The following is a 20,297-nucleotide window of genomic DNA, read 5'->3' as shown; positions in this document are numbered from 1 at the left end:
TTACTCTACAGAAATCAAGAAATTATAAACTGGTTGCCCACCATTGTGCACTTCAAATTCAAGATCATCGTGCTTTTCTTCTAGCGCAGAAACAACTTGATTGGCCTCTTCTTTGTTAGAATCACGACCAAACATCACAGTAATAATTTCTGAATCCTCATCAAGCATTTTTTCAACCATATCAACGGTAGATTGAACTAGATCTTTTTCAGCAACTTGAATATCACCATCAATAATACCTAAAAAATCATTTTCATGGATTTCAATACCATTGATTGTTGTATCACGGTTAGCTTTAGTAACTTCTCCTGAAACCACATCTTCAAGTGAATCAGTCATATTATCAACGTTGTTTTCCAATGTATCATCTGCATCAAAAGACAGCATTGCAGTTAGTCCTTGCGAAATTGTCTTAGTAGGGACAATTCCAACGGGAATATCGCTAACTTCTGCTGCTTGTTTTGCTGCCATTACGATGTTGCCATTGTTAGGTAAAACGATTGCCTTCTTGGCTCCTGATTTCTTAATCGCATCGATAATGTCTTGAGTAGAAGGATTCATTGTTTGTCCACCAGAAATAATCCGGTTTACTCCTTCACTTTCAAATAGCTTACGGATACCGTTACCAGAAGCAACTGCGATTACAGCAAAATCTACACTTTCTTGCTGTTCTTCATTGTTGTTAACAATCGTCTCATGTTGAATACGCATGTTATCAATTTTGATTTTACCTAATTGTCCAAATTGGCTGCCATATTCAAAAATTGCACCTGGATGCTCAGTATGAATATGAACTTTAGCCACCTCGTCATCAGAAACAGCTAAAAGCGAATCACCTAATTTAGATAAGTGATCTCTAAATTCTTCAAGGTTAAATGGCTTTTTATCAGGCATATCAGCAGTCAAATCAACCATAATTTCTGTACAATAACCATGGTCAATATCTTGAGTAGCTAATTGTGATTGAACGGACTGGTGGTGCATGGCATTAATCATTTCATCCATTTCACCTTCATCTGGTTGGTAGCGATCTGCAAAATCTTCGCCGAGAAGACCTTCCAAAAATCCTTCATAGATAAAGAGCAAGCCCTGTCCACCTGAATCAACTACACCGACTTGTTTTAAAACAGGTAACAAATCAGGTGTTGTCTTCAAAGCTGCTTTTGCTCCTTCAACAATCGCCTTCATTACTTCTTCGACGTCGTCCGTTTCGTTAGCCTTATTAGCACCTTCTTGAGCTGCTACACGGGCAACAGTTAAAATTGTACCTTCAACTGGTTTCATCACAGCCTTGTAAGCTGTGGCAACACCATTAGAAAAGGCATTTGCAAGTTCTTGAGCGTTTAAAGTCTGCATTCCTTGAGTAGCTTTGTACACACCTCTAAAGAGCTGGGAAGAAATAACCCCACTGTTACCGCGAGCACCCATTAACATCCCTTTAGCCAAGCTTTCGGTTAAATCACCGACACTATTACTTGGGTTTTCGCTGACTGCCTTTGCTCCGCTTTCAATAGTTAAATTCATGTTTGTTCCAGTATCACCATCAGGAACTGGAAAAACATTCAAGGAGTTAATAAACTCTGCATTTCGACCAAGTCGGTGTGTTGCCACACGGACCATGTCTCTGAACTTTTTACTATCTATTTCCTTTAAAACCAAAATTTATAACCTCCGCTTGAGTTATTCGTCAAGCACTTTAACACTTTGAACGATGACATTAACAGCCTTAGTATCAATTCCAAGTTGATTCTTCAAATTGAATTTAACGCTAGTTTGTACGTTACGGCTAACTTCAGAAATTTTTAGTCCGTAGCCCACAATAATATAAACATCAACCGTAATACTATTATCTTCTGACTTAACAACAACACCACGTTTATAGTTTGCTCGATTAAGAATTCCGTCAAAGCCATCACGAATGGCATTCTTAGATGCCATCCCAACAACACCGTAATTGGATGTAGCTGCACTACCAACAACAGTTGCAATTACTCCGTTTGAAATATCAATCAAACCATCTTTTGTTTTGATTTTAACAGCCATGTTTATCCTCCGAATCATTGTTCTCAATATTATGAATCTATTTTATCATAGTAATCAAGTAATAATACAAAAATCCATTTATAAAAAATACTTTTCAGGTTGCAATGATTTAGAGAATATGCTATCTTAACTAAGTATGAAAACACAAATAAAGGGGGTTTAGCAAATGGCAAAAGATTATATCACTGGTAAAAAGACCACTTTTGGTAACACACGTTCACACTCATTGAATTCATCACGTCGTACGTGGAAGCCAAACCTTCAAAAAGTTCGTATTCTTGTTGATGGTAAACCAAAGCGCGTATGGGTATCAACTAAGACTTTAAAGTCTGGTAAAGTTACTCGTGCCTAATAAATGGACTGACAAATAGTTTGTCGGTCTTTTTTTGTACTTAAAAAGCCACTTTCTCTTTTAAGCTGAGTAAGTGGCTTTTTCTTTATTTTTGAATATTTTGAAAACGTTCGAGATCACGCGATTGGATTATCGCGATTAACCCCTTCTTGAATGATACATTAAACGTATCCTGATCAGGCAAAAATTCATTTGAGCTAAGTGATACAGGATTAGTATTTGAATAGCCTGCAAGATTATACTTGGCATTTGAGATATTCAGTTCTTCTACCTCATTCAATGGAGCGACACCAAAATAAGTGTAATTTTCTATACGTTTAACAACATGCTTACCTGGGTTTAAAAATGAAATATAATTTTGCTGATCAATTATTTGTATCTTTTCAGCATATTGTCTAAACTCAGGTTTTAACAGCATGAATAAATTAGTCAAAAAATGATCTAGTCTTCCACCAGTTGCACCAATTAAGGATAGTGAGTCGACGCAATAATCATCAAAAGCATAATGCAAAGCAAGTTCGGTATCGGTTAAGTCTTTTTCAGGCACTGAGTAACGAATATCAGAAACACTCTGATTAATCCGCAATAGCTCTTCTTTTCTCAGAGAATCAAAATCACCTACCGCAAGATCAGGAGTCAAATTTAACTCTTCCAATAGCAGACTTCCTCGATCCACACCAATAATAAAAGTTCCTTCTTCACGAGCTTTTATTAGTTCATCCTTCATATCTATAGGCCAAGAAATTTTTGGACCGCCTAATAGTGCAATTGCCTTCATTACTTTTCAACAGCTTTTTCTAATTTTTCGATTTGAACTTGGATACTCGCTTGACAGAATAAATACGACCCCGCAACAAAAATATTAGCTCCAGCTTCCTTAGCTAGTTGAGCAGTTTGGTCGTTAATACCACCATCAACCTCAATCGGAACCCTTCCTGCTAAAAGTTCATTCGCTTCTTTAATTCGCTCACATGAGTCCAAAATAAATTTTTGTCCACCAAATCCCGGATAAACAGTCATCATTAAGACCTGATCTACTTTAGTTTGGAATTTTTCTAAAACTGAAACAGGTGTGTCTGGATTAAGAACAATGCCAGCTTTTATCCCATTTGAATGTAAAAAATCGATCCAGTGATTCAGCTTATCTTCAGTCATTGCCTCATAATGAAGTAAAATCAAATCCGCTTTTGTTTTAGCAAATTCTGGTACCAAAATATCAGGATTATTACTCATTAGGTGAATTTCGGCTTCTAGATTTGGAAATTCAGCTTTGAAATCGCTAACTAGCTGCGGGCCAAATGACAAATTTGGCACAAAATGGCCATCCATAATATCAATATGAAAACGCGTAATCCCATTTTCTGCAGCAGTGGCAATATCATCCTTCAAATTCAAATTATTGATATTTAGAATTGATGGTGCAATCATTATTGTCTCCTTATTTTAAATACTCTGGCATTCTACCATTCTCAATTTCTGAGCGCATCTGTAAATAGTTATCATATCGACTTTGGGTGATTTCATGTTTTTCAATCAGATTTTTGACTTCACATTTAGGCTCTTTGATATGTTGACAGCCACGAAACTTGCATTTAGCACTTGCTCGTTTAAATTCAACAAAGTAATTACATAAATCATTAATTTTAATTGGTGTAAAGTCAATCGCAGAAAAGCCTGGTGTATCAGCTAAAAAGCCCTCACCAAGAGGGAACAGTTGAACAGTTCTAGTAGTGTGCTTACCACGGTTCAAACTGGTAGAAATTGCAGCAGTTTCCTGCTCTATATCTTGCTTCAGATGGTTAATCAATGTTGATTTTCCAGCACCAGATTGACCAGCCAGAGTCCAAATTTGTTGAGACTCAATTGCTGACGGCAATTTCTCTGCCAGTTCTTCCCATTGGTAAAAAACTGGATAGCCTATTTTTACGTAGTAAGACAAACTAGCTTTAATTTCGGCCAATTTTGCTTCATCGACCAAATCGCTTTTTGAAAGATAAATACTAACTGCAACTTTTTGCCAAGAAAAGAAGGTTAGATACCTGTCTAATAATTGAAGGGAAAAATCAGGTTCAACAGCTGAAATCACCAGTAAAACATGATCTACATTTGCTAGTGCAGGTCGGCCAATCATGTTAACTCGAGGCAGGATTTCTGTTAAATAGCTTGTACCCTGCTCGTCTATTTGAATTTTTACATGATCGCCAACAGTCGGTTTTTCCTTATTTTTCCGGAAAAGTCCTCGTGCTCTTGTGCGCACAATTTGGTTTCCAGTTTGAACATCATAAAAACCGGAAATTAGTCCAACAACTATCCCCTCAGTTTGTTTAATCATCTATTTACCTTTTCGTTTAATATAGTTTGGCCATCCCTGACAACACGTAATTCACCGGCTCCATCCTTTAACGAAAATGGAATTGAGAAGTTCATGTCTCGTTTTATGTATAAATCACGGTAAATATTATTAATTGAATGATCGTCATCAGAAACATAAATTTGAATATGATTTCCTCTTCTGTTGGGGGAATCATCATCATTATCTTGGTACGTTACAGTAAATGTTTTGATTGAATTATGGTCGCGCTCAATTTTTGGACCCTCGGAAACACTCACCATTATTGTACTTCCATGAGGGACATGTGTTCCGGGTGCAGGACTCATGGAGATAACCATGCCCTTTTTTACTTTCTTTGAATATGCAGGACTGACTTGCAAAATCAAATCATGCCGACGAACATATTCTTGAACTTCTCGCAGCGTGTAATCTTTAAAATCTGGAAGCTTAACAGTATCATTTTTTTCGTGATTATCTTGTCCCTTTGAAACGACCAAGGTGATCGTTGTTTCCGCTGGCTTTACTTCTACTCCAGCAGCAATACTTTGCGAAACCACATGATCAATTGGAACGCTATCAGAAAATTGGTTTTCGCGGATAACGTCAAAACCCATTTTTTCTAGTTTAGCAACCGCTACTTGATACGAATCACCTGACACATCCGGCACTTTAGACATTCCAACGCCATCAGAAACTTCTAAGTCAACAAATCTACCTTTTTTTGTCATTCTACCGGCTGGTGGCGATGTTGAAATAACTTTACCTCGACCAATTCGCTCTGAATTTTGGTGCCTTATTTTGCCCACCTTCAGACCGACTTGTTCAATTTTTTGGCGCGCAGATTCTTCGGACAAATTAGTAACATCTGGAATTCTTACTTCACTTTGGCTGTTACTGGTAACAACCAAAAGCAATAATCCAACCACTAAAACAGCTGCTAGCCCCATAAAGAGCCACCACCATTTATGAGTTTTTAACGTTTGCAAAAAATCACCTTTAGTTGAGGGCTTATTATTTTTATCGCCTAATGTCTCTTCTTTTGCTTGATTACTATCTTCTCGCTGACGATTAGTCTTAAAATCAGGTAAAATTATAGTTTCATCGTCACTTGTGCCATGTGTTGGTACAAAAGTAGGTTCATTAACTCGTGCAGGATCCAAGCTGGTATCAATGTCCGCACGCATTGCACTTGCGGAAGCATAGCGATCGCGAGGATCCTTGGCGGTTGCTTTTAGCACAACATTTTCTAACGCTTGCGGAACCTTGACATCTTTTTCTTTAATTGATGGAATTGGCTCCTGAGCATGTTTAAGAGCAATCGCAACTGCAGAGTCACCGTTAAATGGCACTGAGCCTGTTATCAGTTCATAGAGAATTATTCCAAGTGAATAAATATCTGATTGTTTAGTAATTAGCCCACCACGCGTCTGCTCAGGGGACATATAATGCACTGAACCAAGTGCAGAGTTTGTTTGCGTAATTGAATTTTGGTTTAATGCGACTGCGATGCCAAAATCGGCGATTTTAATATTACCGTGTTTATCCATCAAAATATTTTGTGGTTTTAAATCACGGTGTATCACATTGTGCTTATGAGCCAAAGTCATTGCACTAAGTATTTGATCCATAATTCGAATCACATCGTGCAAATTAAGTGGTGAATTTTGAATAATATAGTCTTTTAAATCAGGTCCATCTACATACTCCATTACCATGTATGGCAAGCCCTGATCAGTGCCTACATCTAAGACCATCACAATATTAGGATGACTTAATTCACTGGTCGCCAACGCTTCACGTTGAAAACGTGCTACAGTTTGGGGCTCTTTTTGTAGATCTAGCCTTAAAATTTTAACGGCAACTTTCCGCTGTAAAATGATGTCTTCAGCTAAATAGACATTTGCCATTCCGCCTTCACCTAATGTATCGATTATGCGATAGCGGTCGCCTAATAAATAGCCTTTATTAATCAACGTGATCCACCACCTTCATTTAGGACTAGACAAACGGTAATGTTATCGCCACCACCTAGACGATTTGCTTCATTAATTAGCTTATGACAGCGGTCTTTGAGTGATAGATCCTTAGTGGCTAAAATTTGTTGAATTTGCGGATCAGTCAAAGAATTGGTTAGGCCATCTGTACATAGCAAAATAAGGTCGTCATCATTGAAGTTGATTTCACGAAATTCAGGATCAATTGTGCTTGAAACGCCAAGTGACTGCGTAATGATATTCTTTTGCGGATGGGTTAAAGCCTGCTGCTTGGTAATTTGCCCCATTTTAACTAGTTCATTAACAAGAGAATGGTCTTCAACTAGCTGAACAAATTTTCCATCTGCATAACCGTAAGCACGTGAATCACCTAAATGGGAAATCAAAGCTTGCTGGTCAAACACAATTGCCAAAACAATTGTTGTGCCCATTCCATTTAAATCGGGAAAACGATCTGCTGTGCGCAAAATCGTTTCATTTTCAGAGCTTAATTGAACATCAAGCCACTTATGAGCATTTGCACAATCACTGAAATCTGTCTCGCTAAAACTGTGACCTAAATGACTAACAGCCATGGTTGAGGCAACGTCACCCCCTTGGTGTCCCCCCATACCATCACAAACGATTGCCATTGTCGCTCCACTTTTGTTTTTAAAAACTTGTACAAAATCTTGGTTGCTTTTACGTATTCGTCCAATACTTGAAGCAAATGCTGTTTTAATCAAAATGTTAACCTCGTGCTATAAACTTGGCAATAAAGAAGCCATCACTGCCATAACTGTCCGGTAAAAGCTTAATTAAACCATTTGGCGCATCCATATTACCTGTAGTGAATGACTGTAATTCAAACTCCGGATGCTCTTTTAAGAAAATTTCTACAACGTCTTCGTCTTCTTCACTTGCAATCGTACAGGTAGAATATACTAGCTCTCCATTCTGCTTCAGTAATTGACTAACATGATCAAGAATCGCCAACTGAATTTGTTGCAGCTTGGTTAGATCAGCTAGGGTTTTATTGTAGCGAATTTCTGGTTTTCTTCTAAGTAATCCTAATCCTGAACAAGGAGCATCCACTAAAATCTTATCAAAAGAATTTTTGCTAAATTCGCTATCCACCTTGCGAGCATCCATTTCCTTGGTGATTACCCGCTCAGCTACATTCATTCGTTCAGCGTTTTGCTTAACCAAGCGTAATTTATTGGCATGAATATCCAACGCCGTAACTGTGCCACTGTCTAGTTTTTCAGCAATCTGCACTGTTTTACCGCCTGGGGCACTACAGGCATCGAGAACTTTTTCATTTCCTGTAAAATCAAAAGCGCTCACTGCTAAGCTAGCAGCTTCATCTTGAATGGTTAGTTTGCCAGATTTAAATAAGTTAGTTGAACTAACACCGCCATGATCCAAAACCAATTCTTCACTCGTCAATTGGGAAGGTTGTGGCGAGAAGCCTAATTCATTCAATTCACTGACAACTTCAGTTGGATTCGCCAGCCGAGAAAGACGAACAGTATTTTTAGCTGGTTCATTAATACTTGCCAGAATACTTTCTGTTCGTTCAATTCCCCAATGATCAACTAAGTACTTAACTAACCATTCTGGGACGCTTTCTTTGACGCTTAAATAATTTATCTGCTGCTCTTTTTCAGGTAAAACTGGCCCACGTCTAATTAAAGAGCGCAAGATTCCATTAACTATTTTATAGCCAGTCGAATTACGCTTTCCAAACTGTTTAGCCAAAATATTAGCTTCGTTTAAAACTGCTCGGTTAGGAACTTTATCCATAAAAAAGAGTTGATAAGCTGACATTAATAACAATGGCCTTAGATAGTCTTCTTTTAGCTTAGTTTTGATTAAATCATGCAATTGAAATTCCAAATAAATCTTATATTGAACTGTACCATAAACAAGCCTGGTAGCAAAGTTGCGGTCAGTTTCCGATAAACTAGAATTGCGCAAGCTATTATTCAAGCTAATATTTGAATATGAGCCATCATTAAATATGTGTATTAAAGTTTCTAAAGCAATAAAGCGAGCACTTTTATCCGTCAACTACTTGTTCTCCTACTTTAAACTTACTACCTTGACCATTCAAAAAGCTCTGAATTGCCATTTTCTTCTTTCCAGCTGGTTGAACTTCTAGCAGATTCAAAACGGTGCCTTCCGCAAAACTAATTGCGAAACGATTATCATTAGCAACTAGACTTCCAGCGGGCAGAGTTGTTTTTTCTTCAGAAACTTGAGCTTGCCAAACTTTAAGTCGACTATTTCCAAGCATTAGGTAAGCGCCTGGATCAGGATTGAGCCCTCTTATTAAGTTATTTGCTTGTGACGCAGTTAACGTCAAATTAATCTTTTCTTGTTGCTTGCTGATATTCGGAGAGAAAACTACCTGATCAGAATCCTGCGCCGTTTTTTCATCTGGATGAGCAATTATATGTGGAAGTGTTTCTAAAAGCAAGTCTCGACCAACAAGTGATAATTTATCAAAAACGCTACCAGTAGTATCATCAGACTCTATCTTAATTGCCTTTTGCGCATAAATGTCGCCCGCATCCATTTCCTTGACCATTTCCATAATAGTGATACCTGTTTCTTGATCGCCATTAATCACAGAATATTGAATTGGCGCTCCACCACGATATTTAGGTAAAAGTGAGCCGTGAACATTAACCGCAGCAATTTTAACTGAATTTAAAAATTTAGTTGGTAAAAATTGACCATATGCTGCTGTAACAATAAGATCAGCGTGCATTTCAATCAGCTCCTCGACTTCTTCAGAACGAGCCAACTTAGTAGGCTGATAAATCGGTAAATTAAGTTCTTCAGCCGCCACCTTAACAGGCGTTTTAGTAACTTGCTGCTTTCGACCAACCTTTTTATCTGGTTGCGTCACTACAGCCTTAATTTCATAATTATTTTCGACTAGTCCTTTTAAAATTGGTACAGAAAAATCTGGTGTTCCCATAAAAATTATTGATGTCATTAAACATATCCCCTTTACATGATTCGTTCTGGTTCATTGTCGATATAAATATTTAATCCATATCTCTTCACTTTTTGTGCAGAATCCTGGATTTGATGTAATAAGCTATTTAAATTGCCTTCTTTTTTATATTTTACCAGTATTTGATAATAATATTGGTTTTTTAGGCGAGAAATTGCACTTGGTGATGGTCCTAAGATAATTGCCGAACTACTCAAATGTTGCTGAAGTTGCTTTTTAATTTTGAATGCTTCCTTAGCAGCATTTTGCTCATTTTTGGATGCAACAGAAACCAAAACGGTATAAAAGTATGGCGGATAATCACCAGCATGACGGACTTTCATTTCATAAGCATAAAAATTCTCATAATCCTGTTTTTTAGCAAATTTTATAGCGTAATGATCTGGATTAAAAGTTTGTATTATGACTTCGCCAGTCTTTTCAGCACGTCCTGCCCGACCAGCTACTTGTGTCAAAAGCTCAAAGGTACGTTCAGATGCATTGTAATCTGGCACCCACAAACCCGTATCAGCATTGATTACACCAACTAAAGTTACATTGGGAAAATCCAGTCCCTTGGCTATCATCTGTGTGCCCAATAGAATATCTGCCTCATGATTTCCAAAAGTATCAAGAATTTTTTTAAAAGCACCTTTTCTTCTCGTCGTATCAACGTCCATCCGTAACACTCTTGCTTTGGGTATTAGCTCATTCAACTCTTCTAACACCTTCTGCGTTCCGGTACCTAAAAATCTGATTCGTTTACTGTGACAATTTGGACAAATTTGTGGAATTGCAGTTGTATAGCCACAATAATGACACTGCATTTGTTGGGTATCCTTATGCATTGTCAACGAAAGGTCACAATTAGGACATTTCATTACGTAACCACATTCACGACAAAGCATAAAACTAGCAAAGCCGCGCCGATTTAGCATTAAAATGACTTGTTCATTTTTTTGCAGTCTTTGCTTAATTGCATCAACTAGTTGAATTGATAAATCAAGTTGATTACCTGCAAAATCAGCCTTTTTTAAGTCTATTAGATTTACTTCAGGTAGTTTCTTGGCATTGGCACGTTTTGGAAGTTCTAATAACTGATAAACACCTTTCTGGGCCCGTGCACGGCTATCAAGAGATGGAGTAGCACTACCAAGAACTAAAGGACAAGAATTATATTTACTACGCCAAATTGCAACATCCCGTGCATGATAACGCGGATTGTCTTCTTGCTTATAAGACGATTCATGTTCTTCATCAATTACAATTAAACCGATGTTAGTTAAAGGAGCAAAAACCGCGCTTCGTGCACCTACTACAACATGAACTTCTCCGCGTCTTATACGACGCCATTCATCATATAATTCCCCTTCAGATAAACCGCTGTGCAATACCGCTATTTGATCACCAAAACGATTTTTTACTTGCTCAACCATCTGCGGTGTTAGTGAGATTTCTGGTACTAGCATTAACGCATTTTTGCCAAGCTCAAGCGTCTTACTAATTGCATTCAAGTAGACTTCAGTTTTGCCACTACCCGTAATCCCTTCTAATAAAAAAGTCTTAGCCGTTTTAGTTTGAATCGCAGGGGTAATTTGCGCAAGTGCTTCTTTCTGGTCCTCATTTAACTCAACCTTTGGTTGACTTGCTTTAGACCGTCCATAGCTAGCTATTGGATCACGATAAATTTCAGTTTGACTTCTTTCAAGCCAACCTTTTTTAATCGCGCTTGTTAAAGTTTCTGTTTTGAGCTGAGCCCCTTGCTCAAGTTCATTTTGCATCATTGGAAATTGTTCATAATTTTCAATGACAAACATTAATAGTTGTCGCTGCTTAACGGCATTTGTACGAAGCTCTTCATACAAACTAATATAATCTTTTTTAGCTAAAGTAAGTTCATAACAATTGGCTGTTTTTACTTTGGCACGATTTTCAACCAAATATTCTATCTTGGCATCTTGACTGCGTAGCAAGCTATTAATGCGACCAATCTCTTGATTATCAGTCACATTAGCTAAATCAATTGGATCACCGTGAAAGTATGGCATTTTTTTTGCTTCGTCGGTTATCGGTACCAAGATTTTGCGGTAATTTGCCCGCATCACTCTTGGGAGCATTGTCTTAAGAATCGAAATTCGATAGGCAAAAATCCGATTAGTCAGCGCGTTAGATAATTCAACTAATTCGGGTGTTAACGGTGGCATTTCATCTACTACTAAAAGCAAATCTTTTAATTCACCCTGATAGTTACTTTTTTCACTGAGACCAACGACAAAGCCCTGCAGTTTACGTGAACCAAATGGTACAAATACTCGTGAGCCGATTTCTACAACATCTAGGTCATCTGGTACATGATATTCAAAAATGCGGTCAGTCTGTTTTGCTGCAATATCAATTACTACTTGCGCAATCATTTAATCATCCTTAAAAAAATAACCTCCATCCCAAAAGAGATGGAGGTTAAATAATTCAACCAACTACTGATTAACCTCGCGATGGCTTGAATCGACGGTAACTTTACCGGCTTCAATCTCCTCAAGGGCCTTTCCGACGGGCTTTAATGATTTATATTCTTTCAGTGCCTCTGGATCACCAGCTTCAAGTTCATGTGCACGCTTAGCAGCAAGAACTGATAATGAATATCTTGAATCCACTTGGGCTAATAATTTATCAATTGATGGATATGTAACTCTCATCTTTAATCCTCCCTAACCATTTTACGGTAAGTATCAATAACGCGTTTTACACTGACATGTTCAGCATCTACGATTGCCTTAATATGATCAACTGCATTTGCAACAGTATCATTGACCACCGCATAATCATAATCTTGCATGACTAAAATTTCATTACGCGCCTGCTTGATTCTTCCCATAATAACATCTTCGGACTCAGTCCCACGATTTTCTAGGCGTTGATGTAATGTATGCAAATCTGGTGGCGTTAAAAAGATAAAAACTCCGTCAGGCATTTTTTCTCGTACCTTTTTTGCTCCATTAACGTCGATTTCCAGCAGTACATCTTTGCCTTCTTCAAGCATTCGCTTAACCGGTACTAAAGGTGTCCCATAAAAATGATCAACGTACTTATTATATTCTAAAAGTTCACCTTGGTTAATGGCTTCTTGAAATCTTTCTTCGCTAACAAAGTAATAATCTTTACCATCTACCTCGCCCGGTCTAGGTTTTCTTGTTGTCATCGAAACCGAATATTCAAACGGAAAAACTTTACCATCTACGATTGCACTTTTCACAGTGCCCTTTCCTACTCCTGAAGGACCAGAAAGAACAAGCAACAAGCCTTTTTCTGTCATGCCATACTCCCCTAATAAAAGCTATTATGTCTAGTTTGCACTAAATGCAGAATATTTTCAAGTTCTACCTATTTATTATGTACAACAAACAATTTTTAAAGTAGTGCGCCCTGAAAATTATTTTTGGAAAAAGTATTGTTTTTCTGAACAAATGTTCTTATAATATAAAGGGTCAAACAAGTGTTCGAGAAAAACTGAGGTATGATTGATGAAAAACTCACTTAAAAAAATCTATCACTATTTATTTGATTATGACATTGATAAACTGAGTATTTATGACCAATATCACAGTGAAATTCTATCTTCTTTAGAATTTGCTTTACTTCACCGGGCTTATGTCCTATTAAGATATCAAGATGGTACTAGTGAAATTGGGCAGGTCATTAAGCACATTTCTGCAGGACGCTTTGCCTTGCGCACAACTAACCAAAAGCTAATAAAAGTTATTGACTTAGATAATATTTTTAGGGTCGATTTGGCTTAATAAAGAAAAGCGCTGGGGAGTATTTTTGATGTAAATACTTAAATTAGGACACTTTATTAGCTGTTAATTGAGAACTAACTTCCGAAATTCAACTGGAGTTAGTCCTTTTTGTTTAATCTTGATTCTTTTCTAATCGTAATAAGTATGCAGGCTCTGTTTGCAATTCCTCTCCTGTCAGATTACTAAACTCTTTCTCAAAGCAATAGAACATTGTTATTTGAGTATCTCGAAGAAATCCTTTCATTATTAATCCATCCTTAGAAAAAAACTTGCGAGTCATTGCTTGACTAGTCCAATGAATACATTTGTAATCGGAATAAACCACATTAAAGTTGCGCATAATCCAAGTATGCTTAATCGGCCCTGTGTGTCACATAGCTTATATAATACGTCAGCACTACTCGCTTAATAAATAATTTCAATTTATTCATTAAGCATTACTCCTTTTAGAATTAACTAATAGTCCATGCTGTCTGAGCTTTACAGTAATGTAAAGCTATTTATGAGTCTTGTGTTCCTAATAAATAGCAATAGCTGTTAGATTTTAATCTTTGTCTTGTTTAGGATATTTAGTCACAAAAATAACCCCCAAATTTGGGGGTCACTTCACTTTTTTAGTCTCTTTTTGTTATATAGCGGAAAATAATATTTGATAGCAAATAAATTAAAACTAGACACTATGAATAACTATAAAATAAATGAAACTAAATAAATTGCAAATTACCATAGGTCTTGCCGATAATGAACTTAACCTAAATTCTTTCTCTAAAAATAACCGATAATATCCTAGTAGAAAGGATGTAACCATTACTTCAAGCCTTATAATAAATAAATTTTTAATTTACTTTAGTAATTTCTCCATTGCTAAGTCTAAATGTACTGTCGTGTAGTGCGGCAATTTCCTTGTCATGTGTCACGGTCAAAATTGTTTTGCCCTCATCTTTTATCTTTTTAAACAATTCTATAATAATTTTAGCATTCTCCTCATCTAATGATCCAGTAGGTTCATCTGCTAATACAATTTCTGGATCATTGATTAGAGCCCTGACTGCAACAACTCTCTGCTTTTGTCCGCCTGATAACGTATTTGGTTTTCTTGAGAGAAGAGGTTCTATATCTAAATACTGAGCCAACTTATGCATTCTATCTTTGATTTTTGTTTTATTCTTTAATTTTGAAGGCAAATAAACTGTCGGCAATAAGATATTCTGTTCTACTGTTAGCCTTTGAATTAAAATTGGTTCCTGTAACACAAATCCAACCTTGGTATTGCGTAATTGTGATAATTTTTTTTCATTGCAAAGTGACAAATCTTGTTCCGAAACAATAATTTGACCACTGTAACAATTATCTAGTGAACCAATCAAATTCAAGAGAGTTGTCTTGCCTTCACCAGACGCACCAATTAACGCTGTCATAGAACCTTTTTCTAGTGAAAAATCAATATTTTTCAAAATAAATTTATTTTTCCCAAAGCCCTTACTCAAATGCTTAATATTTACTACTTTATTCATGAGTCCGTCCCCATCCTTAAGGTTAATGGTATTTTATTAAATTTATATATAGTTAACATGGAGGAAATAGTACCTATAATCAATAATATTAAAAAACTAAGAATTAAGCTGAGCGTTTCGATTTTAGGAAGAGGTGATGATAAAATTATTTGAGCTGCCGCGTTAGCTTGATTTGATGCTAATGAATAGGTATTTATAACCGCATAAATAGTAATCGGTATAAATGAAACTATGGTGAGCATTAATTGATATAAAAAAGTTATGATATACAATTGATATTTCCTCAGCCCAAGTGAAATTCTAATTGCAATTTCTTGTCTAGATTCTGATAAACTCTTCCAAATATTCCATAAGAATAAACCTATGAAAATTATCAAACTAATCAGTGATATACCTAGAAATAATAAAACTTTTGGCTTATATATAGAATAAAATTCCTCAATATTTTCTTTTACTGAAAAAAATTCAACATTAGCAAAGATTTTTTTCCTAATAATTTTAGATAATTTTAAAACTTCATCTCTAGAAGTATTATAAATTAATAAATCTTGAAATGTTGAAAATAGTTGGATTGCAGTAACATGCTCCTTGTCTTTATTAGTCAAAGGTCTAAACACAGTTTTATTGAGTACACGGCCACCGTCCATCATGTAAACTGATGGTAGTTTCTGATTTTCTTTCAGGATACCAATAACTTTATACTTTTCAATTTTTTCATTTGCAGGATTAAACAGCTTAAATGTTTCTCCAAGTTTTGCTTTTTTCTTCAATCCTGGACCCACAAGAACTGGAATTTCCTTAGCGTTATTACTATATTCTGAGTTTAAAAAAACTCTACCTTGTTGTATTTGGAGAGGATAAAATTTTAAAAAATTATCGTTAATTGTATCTATAGATATGGGGATAGCCCCATCAGATAATTCAGTGTTAAAAGACCATCTAGATGAGTAATCGTAATTACGATTAATATAATCAAATAATTCCTCTGCTTTCTTATTTGTTTGTTTAATATGTTTCTCGTCAAAATTATAATGAAATTGACTAGTGGTCATTTGATTATTTCCCATAAACACATCTTTTTTAATCAATTGCTGTAAATCTTTTTCCCCTTGTAGGACAAATAAATTAGACCTGATAAGAGTATAAGAAATGAAACTAAAGGAAACCATAGTAACCAAAGTTAAGAGTATCAAGACTACACGCTTTAAAAATACGTTTCTAATAAATTCACTATACACTTTATACACTTTTCTGAATTCTCCTTCTATCAGTTAATATTCAATAAAAGTAAGAATAACTATTATGCTAAGTCTAAGCATAATAGTTATTATAAAAATCAAGTAAAATTTGTTTAAAAGTGAATAGCTGAATAGCATTGCGATACAAATACCAATTACAGCAACAAAATTATCAATTAATAATAGTGTTGGAATTTGATACTTCATTCGACGTACTGTTGATCCGACTATAATTCTTACTTGAATCTCTTTTTTTGTGCGTACTTTTAAATGATACACATAAAGAAGAGTAATAGAATTAGTCAAAATAGGAATAAACAAAAACAATATATTGTTTTCCAAAATCGTCTTCAAAATACTAGGGAGTACTTCGGGAACAAGATTATTTAAAATATACAATACGACCACAATAATATTTGATAATTCTACCAGAAAGCTACAAATAAAATCAGTCAGCTTTAATATGTTCCTAGTCACTAATAAACCAATACCTTACTTAATATAATCAAATTTACTTAAATGAATAATTAAAGGTCGTCTTAGGAGCACTCCATTTAAGAGAATCCCAAGCACTAACCTTTGCTTCACGCTTTTTAGATACCGAATGACGTTTTCCGGGTTTAGAAACATATCCTGTATAATTATAATCTAAGGTTCTACGCCCTCTACTGTATTTAGCAAAACCTTGGTGTGTACGAGTAGCATAATATGGATAGAAAAATACACCACCATTATAATATACTGAAGCTGTTTCAGTAGTCCAAGCACCCTTGTGTTTTGTTCCTAACCTAGTTGTTTTTGAAATACCGTTATTTTTATTTTCTGCCATTACGGTAGTAACAGAAAATAAGTCAATAAAAACCAAAGTGAGAATACCGATAAAACCAATTATATTCTTACGTTTAATTCTTTTCATTATATATACTCCTATATTAGCTATTTAATTATGCTTATTTGACCAGCTAGTATATTACTATATTCCGATACAAAAATCAAGTTATTTTTAATCATGTATACAATATAGTAACGTAAGATATTGTATGGATTTTTGATTAACTACGTTATAAACCTGCTGTAAAAACAATAATGAGATTAAAAAATGTGCTATGTGTTTATATAGAATTTTCAAAATTAGTTAACTGTTAAAATTAATGTTTGCAGGTTATGAAAGCGACGTTATTATTCCCTCAATAAGCAAATGGTTAAGGGAATAATAACTATACCTGAGTGCCTTTTTTTAATTTACTTGTACTTGTATAAGATTAGTAGTATAAGGGTGATTCAAAATAATTACTCCTTGCCGTTTTAGTCAAAACCAACCAGTAATTAATATTAGGACGTCCAAGGTGATATAGCAATGACTCAAGTCAACCACACAAATTCTATAATTATACTAAAGCTGATAGATTTTAATTTTGTCTCGTGTATTTAATTTAGGAGCAAAAATTGCATTTTTTGGAGCAGTCCATTTATCGCCTTTTGCCTGTTATTTTTCTTTCACTAAATAGTAAGTTTCACTAACTATTTTTAAGCCAGCATTTTGATAAGTCCGAACTGCCGCTATGTTATCAAGTTCGACATCAAGCGAAAACTCGTTTATTCCTTTTCTAAGCAAAAGTTCCATCATTTTTTTAATAAAGAAGCTAGCATATCCATGTCCTTGATAGTCACGAGCAACAAATAAACCAAAGAAATACCCGTCATCAACAGCACAATAGCCAATCACGTCTTCTTTATAGGTTAAAACAAAGCTCAACATTTGATCATCAGCCAAACTTTCGGCAATATAAGTTTCAGCGTTCGCAATATCTAGATCAAAAGCTACACTATAAATACTTGCAACATTATTAAAATCCGTTTTGACCATCTGACGCACGCCTAGTATGCGATTCAGTTTATCATCTTGAGAAATTTTCTCTGGATTTTGTGTACACATATGATAGTCAGTAGCATCAACTTTTAAATTATTATTGGACAAATATGTAGGATTTTGTTCTATAAAAGCTTTCTCGCTAACAAAATCATAGTTCTGATAACCATATTTATTCAGAATCTTTTTTGCACGCTTAATCATTTCAGTAGCTACGCCTTGTTGACGTTTTTTGGGTGATACTTCCACATGAATGTCGACTTCTTCATCCGGCTTCTCATCAGCATAAAGCATTGTTAGACCTATTAGCTCTTCATTATCATAAGCTAGAATAAAAGTAGGCATATCCTTAAAATAATTGTATTGATTACTTAAATAGATATCACAAAAAGTTTTATCGTGTTCATGAATTACTTTAGCTAGCTGACGAGCCTGCTTCACTTCTTTAGAATCTAATTTTATTTTTTCGCGATATCTCATTCTTTCTTTTTAAAACTCCTCATTAGGTCTTTCGCGTTTTGTTTTGCAGCTTGAGTAACATCGCTTCCTGCCATCATTTCGGCAATTGCAGTTACTGTTTCTTCCTGGGTTAATGGACCTATTTGAGTGTAGGTTGCACCATCTTTAACTTCCTTGGCAACTAAGTACTTTTGATCACTAGCTGCAGCTACCTGAGGAGAATGAGTTATGGCAATAACTTGTTTATTTTGTCCAATTGAATGCAATTTCTTTCCAATTGCCGCTGAAACTCTTCCAGAGACACCAGTATCAATTTCATCAAAAATCATTGTTCCGACAGGTTCAACCCGACTAAAAATTGCTTTAAGCGCTAAAATCAACCTTGATTGCTCACCACCTGAAACAATTTTTACCAATGGCATTAAATCTTCTCCCGGATTAGGAGCGATTAGGAACACAATTTCATCTGTTCCCTTTTTGGTGAAACCCTTAGTCGTCGAAATATCTATTGCAAAACGGGCCTTTGCCATGTACAAGTCTTTGAGCTCTTGCTTAATCTTCTCTTCTAATGTATTTGCAACTTTTTCACGCATCTGATGAAGTTTCTTTGCTTCTTCAGTCAGCTTACTTTCAACTTGAGCTACTTCTTTCTGCAATTTTTCTTCATCCAAACCGCCAGTTTCATATTGACTCAACTCTTTTTGTACTTTTTCATAAAAAGCAAACACATCCTGCAAAGTAGGGCCATACTTTTTCTTTAGCGAATTGAGTAAATCTAATCTACTTGTAGCATATTGATAGCGTTCCTCATCAAAGTCCATTTCATCTAAGACATTTGATAGTTCACTTCTGGCATCACTTAATGCAAAGACACCGTCATCAATTGTTTTGGCAATGTCCTTAAACTTAGCACCATATTCGCCGAGTTCATTTGCAGCACTTTGAGCATTACCTAGTAGTGTTTCCAAACCATGTTCGTCATCATCGTACAACTGCATTAAGTAATTGGCAGTATCCACGATTTTTTGATAGTTACTTAATTCGTTGTATTCCTCTTCTAGTTGCTCGTCTTCTGTTGGATCAGTTAAGTTGGCAGAAGATAATTCTTCACTTTGAAACGTTAAAATATCCTGTTTTTGGGCTAACTCTTGAGCGTCACTTTGCAAATGGTTCAACCGGTCGCTTAACTTTTCCCAAGTAGCGAAATTGGCCTGGTACTCCGCTAGCTCTTTTTTAAATTGTTCTGGAGCGTAATTATCAACTAAATCAATTTGCCGTTCCTGATCCATTAAAATTTGTTGATCATTTTGACCGTGAATATCAACCAGATAATAACCCAATTCTCGTAAAACGTTAATCGTCGTTAACTGTCCATTAATTCTGACTACATTACGACCTTTAACGGCAAGCTCCCTACTAATCACAAGTTGCCCGTCTGAAATAGGCAAGCCATACTGCTCACATAGTTCTGTAATTTTAGCGGCTTGATTATCAATTTCAAAAAGACCTGTAATAACAGCCTTCTTTTCACCACTACGAACCATTTCTTTTTGGCTTCTTCCACCCATCAATAGTGAAACGGCATCAATAATAATAGATTTACCAGCACCTGTTTCACCAATTAGCACTGTCATATGTTCTTGAAAGCGAACCTTCAAAGCCTTAATAATGGCGAAGTTTTTAATATCCAGTTCAACTAACATAATTATCTC

The 20,297-nt window shown here is 35.7% G+C and carries 19 protein-coding genes; 2 read left to right on the top strand and 17 right to left on the bottom strand.

Features of this window, described 5'->3' with window-relative positions; genetic code table 11:
• A complete protein-coding gene (locus H3R21_RS00690) occupies nt 1-1,659 on the bottom strand; it encodes a DAK2 domain-containing protein (protein WP_198182350.1) in 1,659 nt (552 codons plus the stop codon).
• Between the two features lie 21 nt (nt 1,660-1,680).
• Nucleotides 1,681-2,043 carry an Asp23/Gls24 family envelope stress response protein gene (locus H3R21_RS00685; protein WP_046307138.1) on the bottom strand — a complete coding sequence of 121 codons (363 nt, stop codon included), beginning with the start codon at nt 2,041-2,043 and terminating at the stop codon, nt 1,681-1,683.
• Nucleotides 2,044-2,209: 166 nt separating this feature from the next.
• Here H3R21_RS00685 and rpmB point away from each other — a divergent pair, with 166 nt between their 5' ends.
• Nucleotides 2,210-2,395, top strand: a complete 186-nt coding sequence (rpmB, locus tag H3R21_RS00680; RefSeq protein ID WP_046307139.1) for a 50S ribosomal protein L28 — start codon at nt 2,210-2,212, stop codon at nt 2,393-2,395.
• 85 nt (nt 2,396-2,480) lie between these two features.
• On the opposite strand, the gene H3R21_RS00675 is transcribed toward rpmB, so the two are convergent.
• The 10 genes from H3R21_RS00675 to gmk all read right to left on the bottom strand — a co-directional run bounded on the left by H3R21_RS00675 (nt 2,481) and on the right by gmk (nt 13,020).
• On the bottom strand, nt 2,481-3,173 hold the full coding sequence (locus tag H3R21_RS00675) for a thiamine diphosphokinase (protein WP_198182349.1): 693 nt from the start codon (nt 3,171-3,173) through the stop codon (nt 2,481-2,483).
• Nucleotides 3,173-3,826 (bottom strand): ribulose-phosphate 3-epimerase, encoded by a 654-nt coding sequence (gene rpe, locus H3R21_RS00670; RefSeq protein WP_198183045.1) that lies wholly within the window; start codon nt 3,824-3,826, stop codon nt 3,173-3,175. Before rpe ends, H3R21_RS00675 begins: the two co-directional genes overlap by 1 nt.
• Nucleotides 3,827-3,833: 7 nt before the next feature.
• A complete protein-coding gene (gene rsgA, locus H3R21_RS00665; RefSeq protein WP_198182348.1) occupies nt 3,834-4,727 on the bottom strand; it encodes a ribosome small subunit-dependent GTPase A in 894 nt (297 codons plus the stop codon).
• Entirely contained in the window at nt 4,724-6,700 is a 1,977-nt protein-coding gene (pknB, locus tag H3R21_RS00660; protein WP_198182347.1) for a Stk1 family PASTA domain-containing Ser/Thr kinase, read from the bottom strand. The genes rsgA and pknB overlap by 4 nt, the downstream gene beginning before the upstream one ends.
• On the bottom strand, nt 6,697-7,446 hold the full coding sequence (locus H3R21_RS00655; protein WP_046307148.1) for a Stp1/IreP family PP2C-type Ser/Thr phosphatase: 750 nt from the start codon (nt 7,444-7,446) through the stop codon (nt 6,697-6,699). The genes pknB and H3R21_RS00655 overlap by 4 nt, the downstream gene beginning before the upstream one ends.
• A gap of 4 nt (nt 7,447-7,450) precedes the next feature.
• A complete protein-coding gene (gene rsmB, locus H3R21_RS00650) occupies nt 7,451-8,773 on the bottom strand; it encodes a 16S rRNA (cytosine(967)-C(5))-methyltransferase RsmB (RefSeq protein WP_198182346.1) in 1,323 nt (440 codons plus the stop codon).
• Nucleotides 8,763-9,707 (bottom strand): methionyl-tRNA formyltransferase, encoded by a 945-nt coding sequence (gene fmt / locus H3R21_RS00645; protein ID WP_198182345.1) that lies wholly within the window; start codon nt 9,705-9,707, stop codon nt 8,763-8,765. Before fmt ends, rsmB begins: the two co-directional genes overlap by 11 nt.
• 14 nt (nt 9,708-9,721) lie before the next feature.
• Nucleotides 9,722-12,121: a primosomal protein N' gene (priA, locus tag H3R21_RS00640; RefSeq protein WP_198182344.1), complete on the bottom strand. Its 2,400-nt coding sequence runs from the start codon at nt 12,119-12,121 to the stop codon at nt 9,722-9,724.
• 63 nt (nt 12,122-12,184) lie between these two features.
• On the bottom strand, nt 12,185-12,403 hold the full coding sequence (gene rpoZ, locus H3R21_RS00635) for a DNA-directed RNA polymerase subunit omega (protein ID WP_046307157.1): 219 nt from the start codon (nt 12,401-12,403) through the stop codon (nt 12,185-12,187).
• A gap of 2 nt (nt 12,404-12,405) precedes the next feature.
• Nucleotides 12,406-13,020 (bottom strand): guanylate kinase, encoded by a 615-nt coding sequence (gmk, locus tag H3R21_RS00630; RefSeq protein ID WP_046307159.1) that lies wholly within the window; start codon nt 13,018-13,020, stop codon nt 12,406-12,408.
• Nucleotides 13,021-13,228: 208 nt separating this feature from the next.
• Between gmk and H3R21_RS00625 the strand changes: the two genes are divergently transcribed.
• Nucleotides 13,229-13,504, top strand: a complete 276-nt coding sequence (locus tag H3R21_RS00625) for a hypothetical protein (RefSeq protein ID WP_046307161.1) — start codon at nt 13,229-13,231, stop codon at nt 13,502-13,504.
• Between the two features lie 836 nt (nt 13,505-14,340).
• Here H3R21_RS00625 and H3R21_RS00620 read toward each other — a convergent pair.
• From H3R21_RS00620 to recN, 5 genes are all read right to left on the bottom strand, one after another.
• A complete protein-coding gene (locus H3R21_RS00620) occupies nt 14,341-15,018 on the bottom strand; it encodes an ABC transporter ATP-binding protein (protein WP_198182343.1) in 678 nt (225 codons plus the stop codon).
• Nucleotides 15,015-16,265, bottom strand: a complete 1,251-nt coding sequence (locus H3R21_RS00615; protein WP_198182342.1) for an ABC transporter permease — start codon at nt 16,263-16,265, stop codon at nt 15,015-15,017. The genes H3R21_RS00620 and H3R21_RS00615 overlap by 4 nt, the downstream gene beginning before the upstream one ends.
• A 502-nt stretch (nt 16,266-16,767) precedes the next feature.
• Nucleotides 16,768-17,172, bottom strand: coding sequence for a hypothetical protein (locus H3R21_RS00610; RefSeq protein WP_232352275.1), 405 nt, complete (start codon nt 17,170-17,172; stop codon nt 16,768-16,770).
• Between the two features lie 570 nt (nt 17,173-17,742).
• Nucleotides 17,743-18,606, bottom strand: coding sequence for a GNAT family N-acetyltransferase (locus H3R21_RS00605; RefSeq protein ID WP_198182341.1), 864 nt, complete (start codon nt 18,604-18,606; stop codon nt 17,743-17,745).
• On the bottom strand, nt 18,603-20,288 hold the full coding sequence (recN, locus tag H3R21_RS00600; RefSeq protein WP_198182340.1) for a DNA repair protein RecN: 1,686 nt from the start codon (nt 20,286-20,288) through the stop codon (nt 18,603-18,605). The genes H3R21_RS00605 and recN overlap by 4 nt, the downstream gene beginning before the upstream one ends.
• Nucleotides 20,289-20,297: the final 9 nt, after the last annotated feature.

It is taken from the genome of Lactobacillus sp. W8172 (assembly GCF_016102055.1).
GTDB classification, from domain to species: domain Bacteria; phylum Bacillota; class Bacilli; order Lactobacillales; family Lactobacillaceae; genus Lactobacillus; species Lactobacillus apis_A.
Note: the sequence above shows the minus strand (reverse complement) of the source record. Positions and strands in the feature narration are given on the sequence as shown.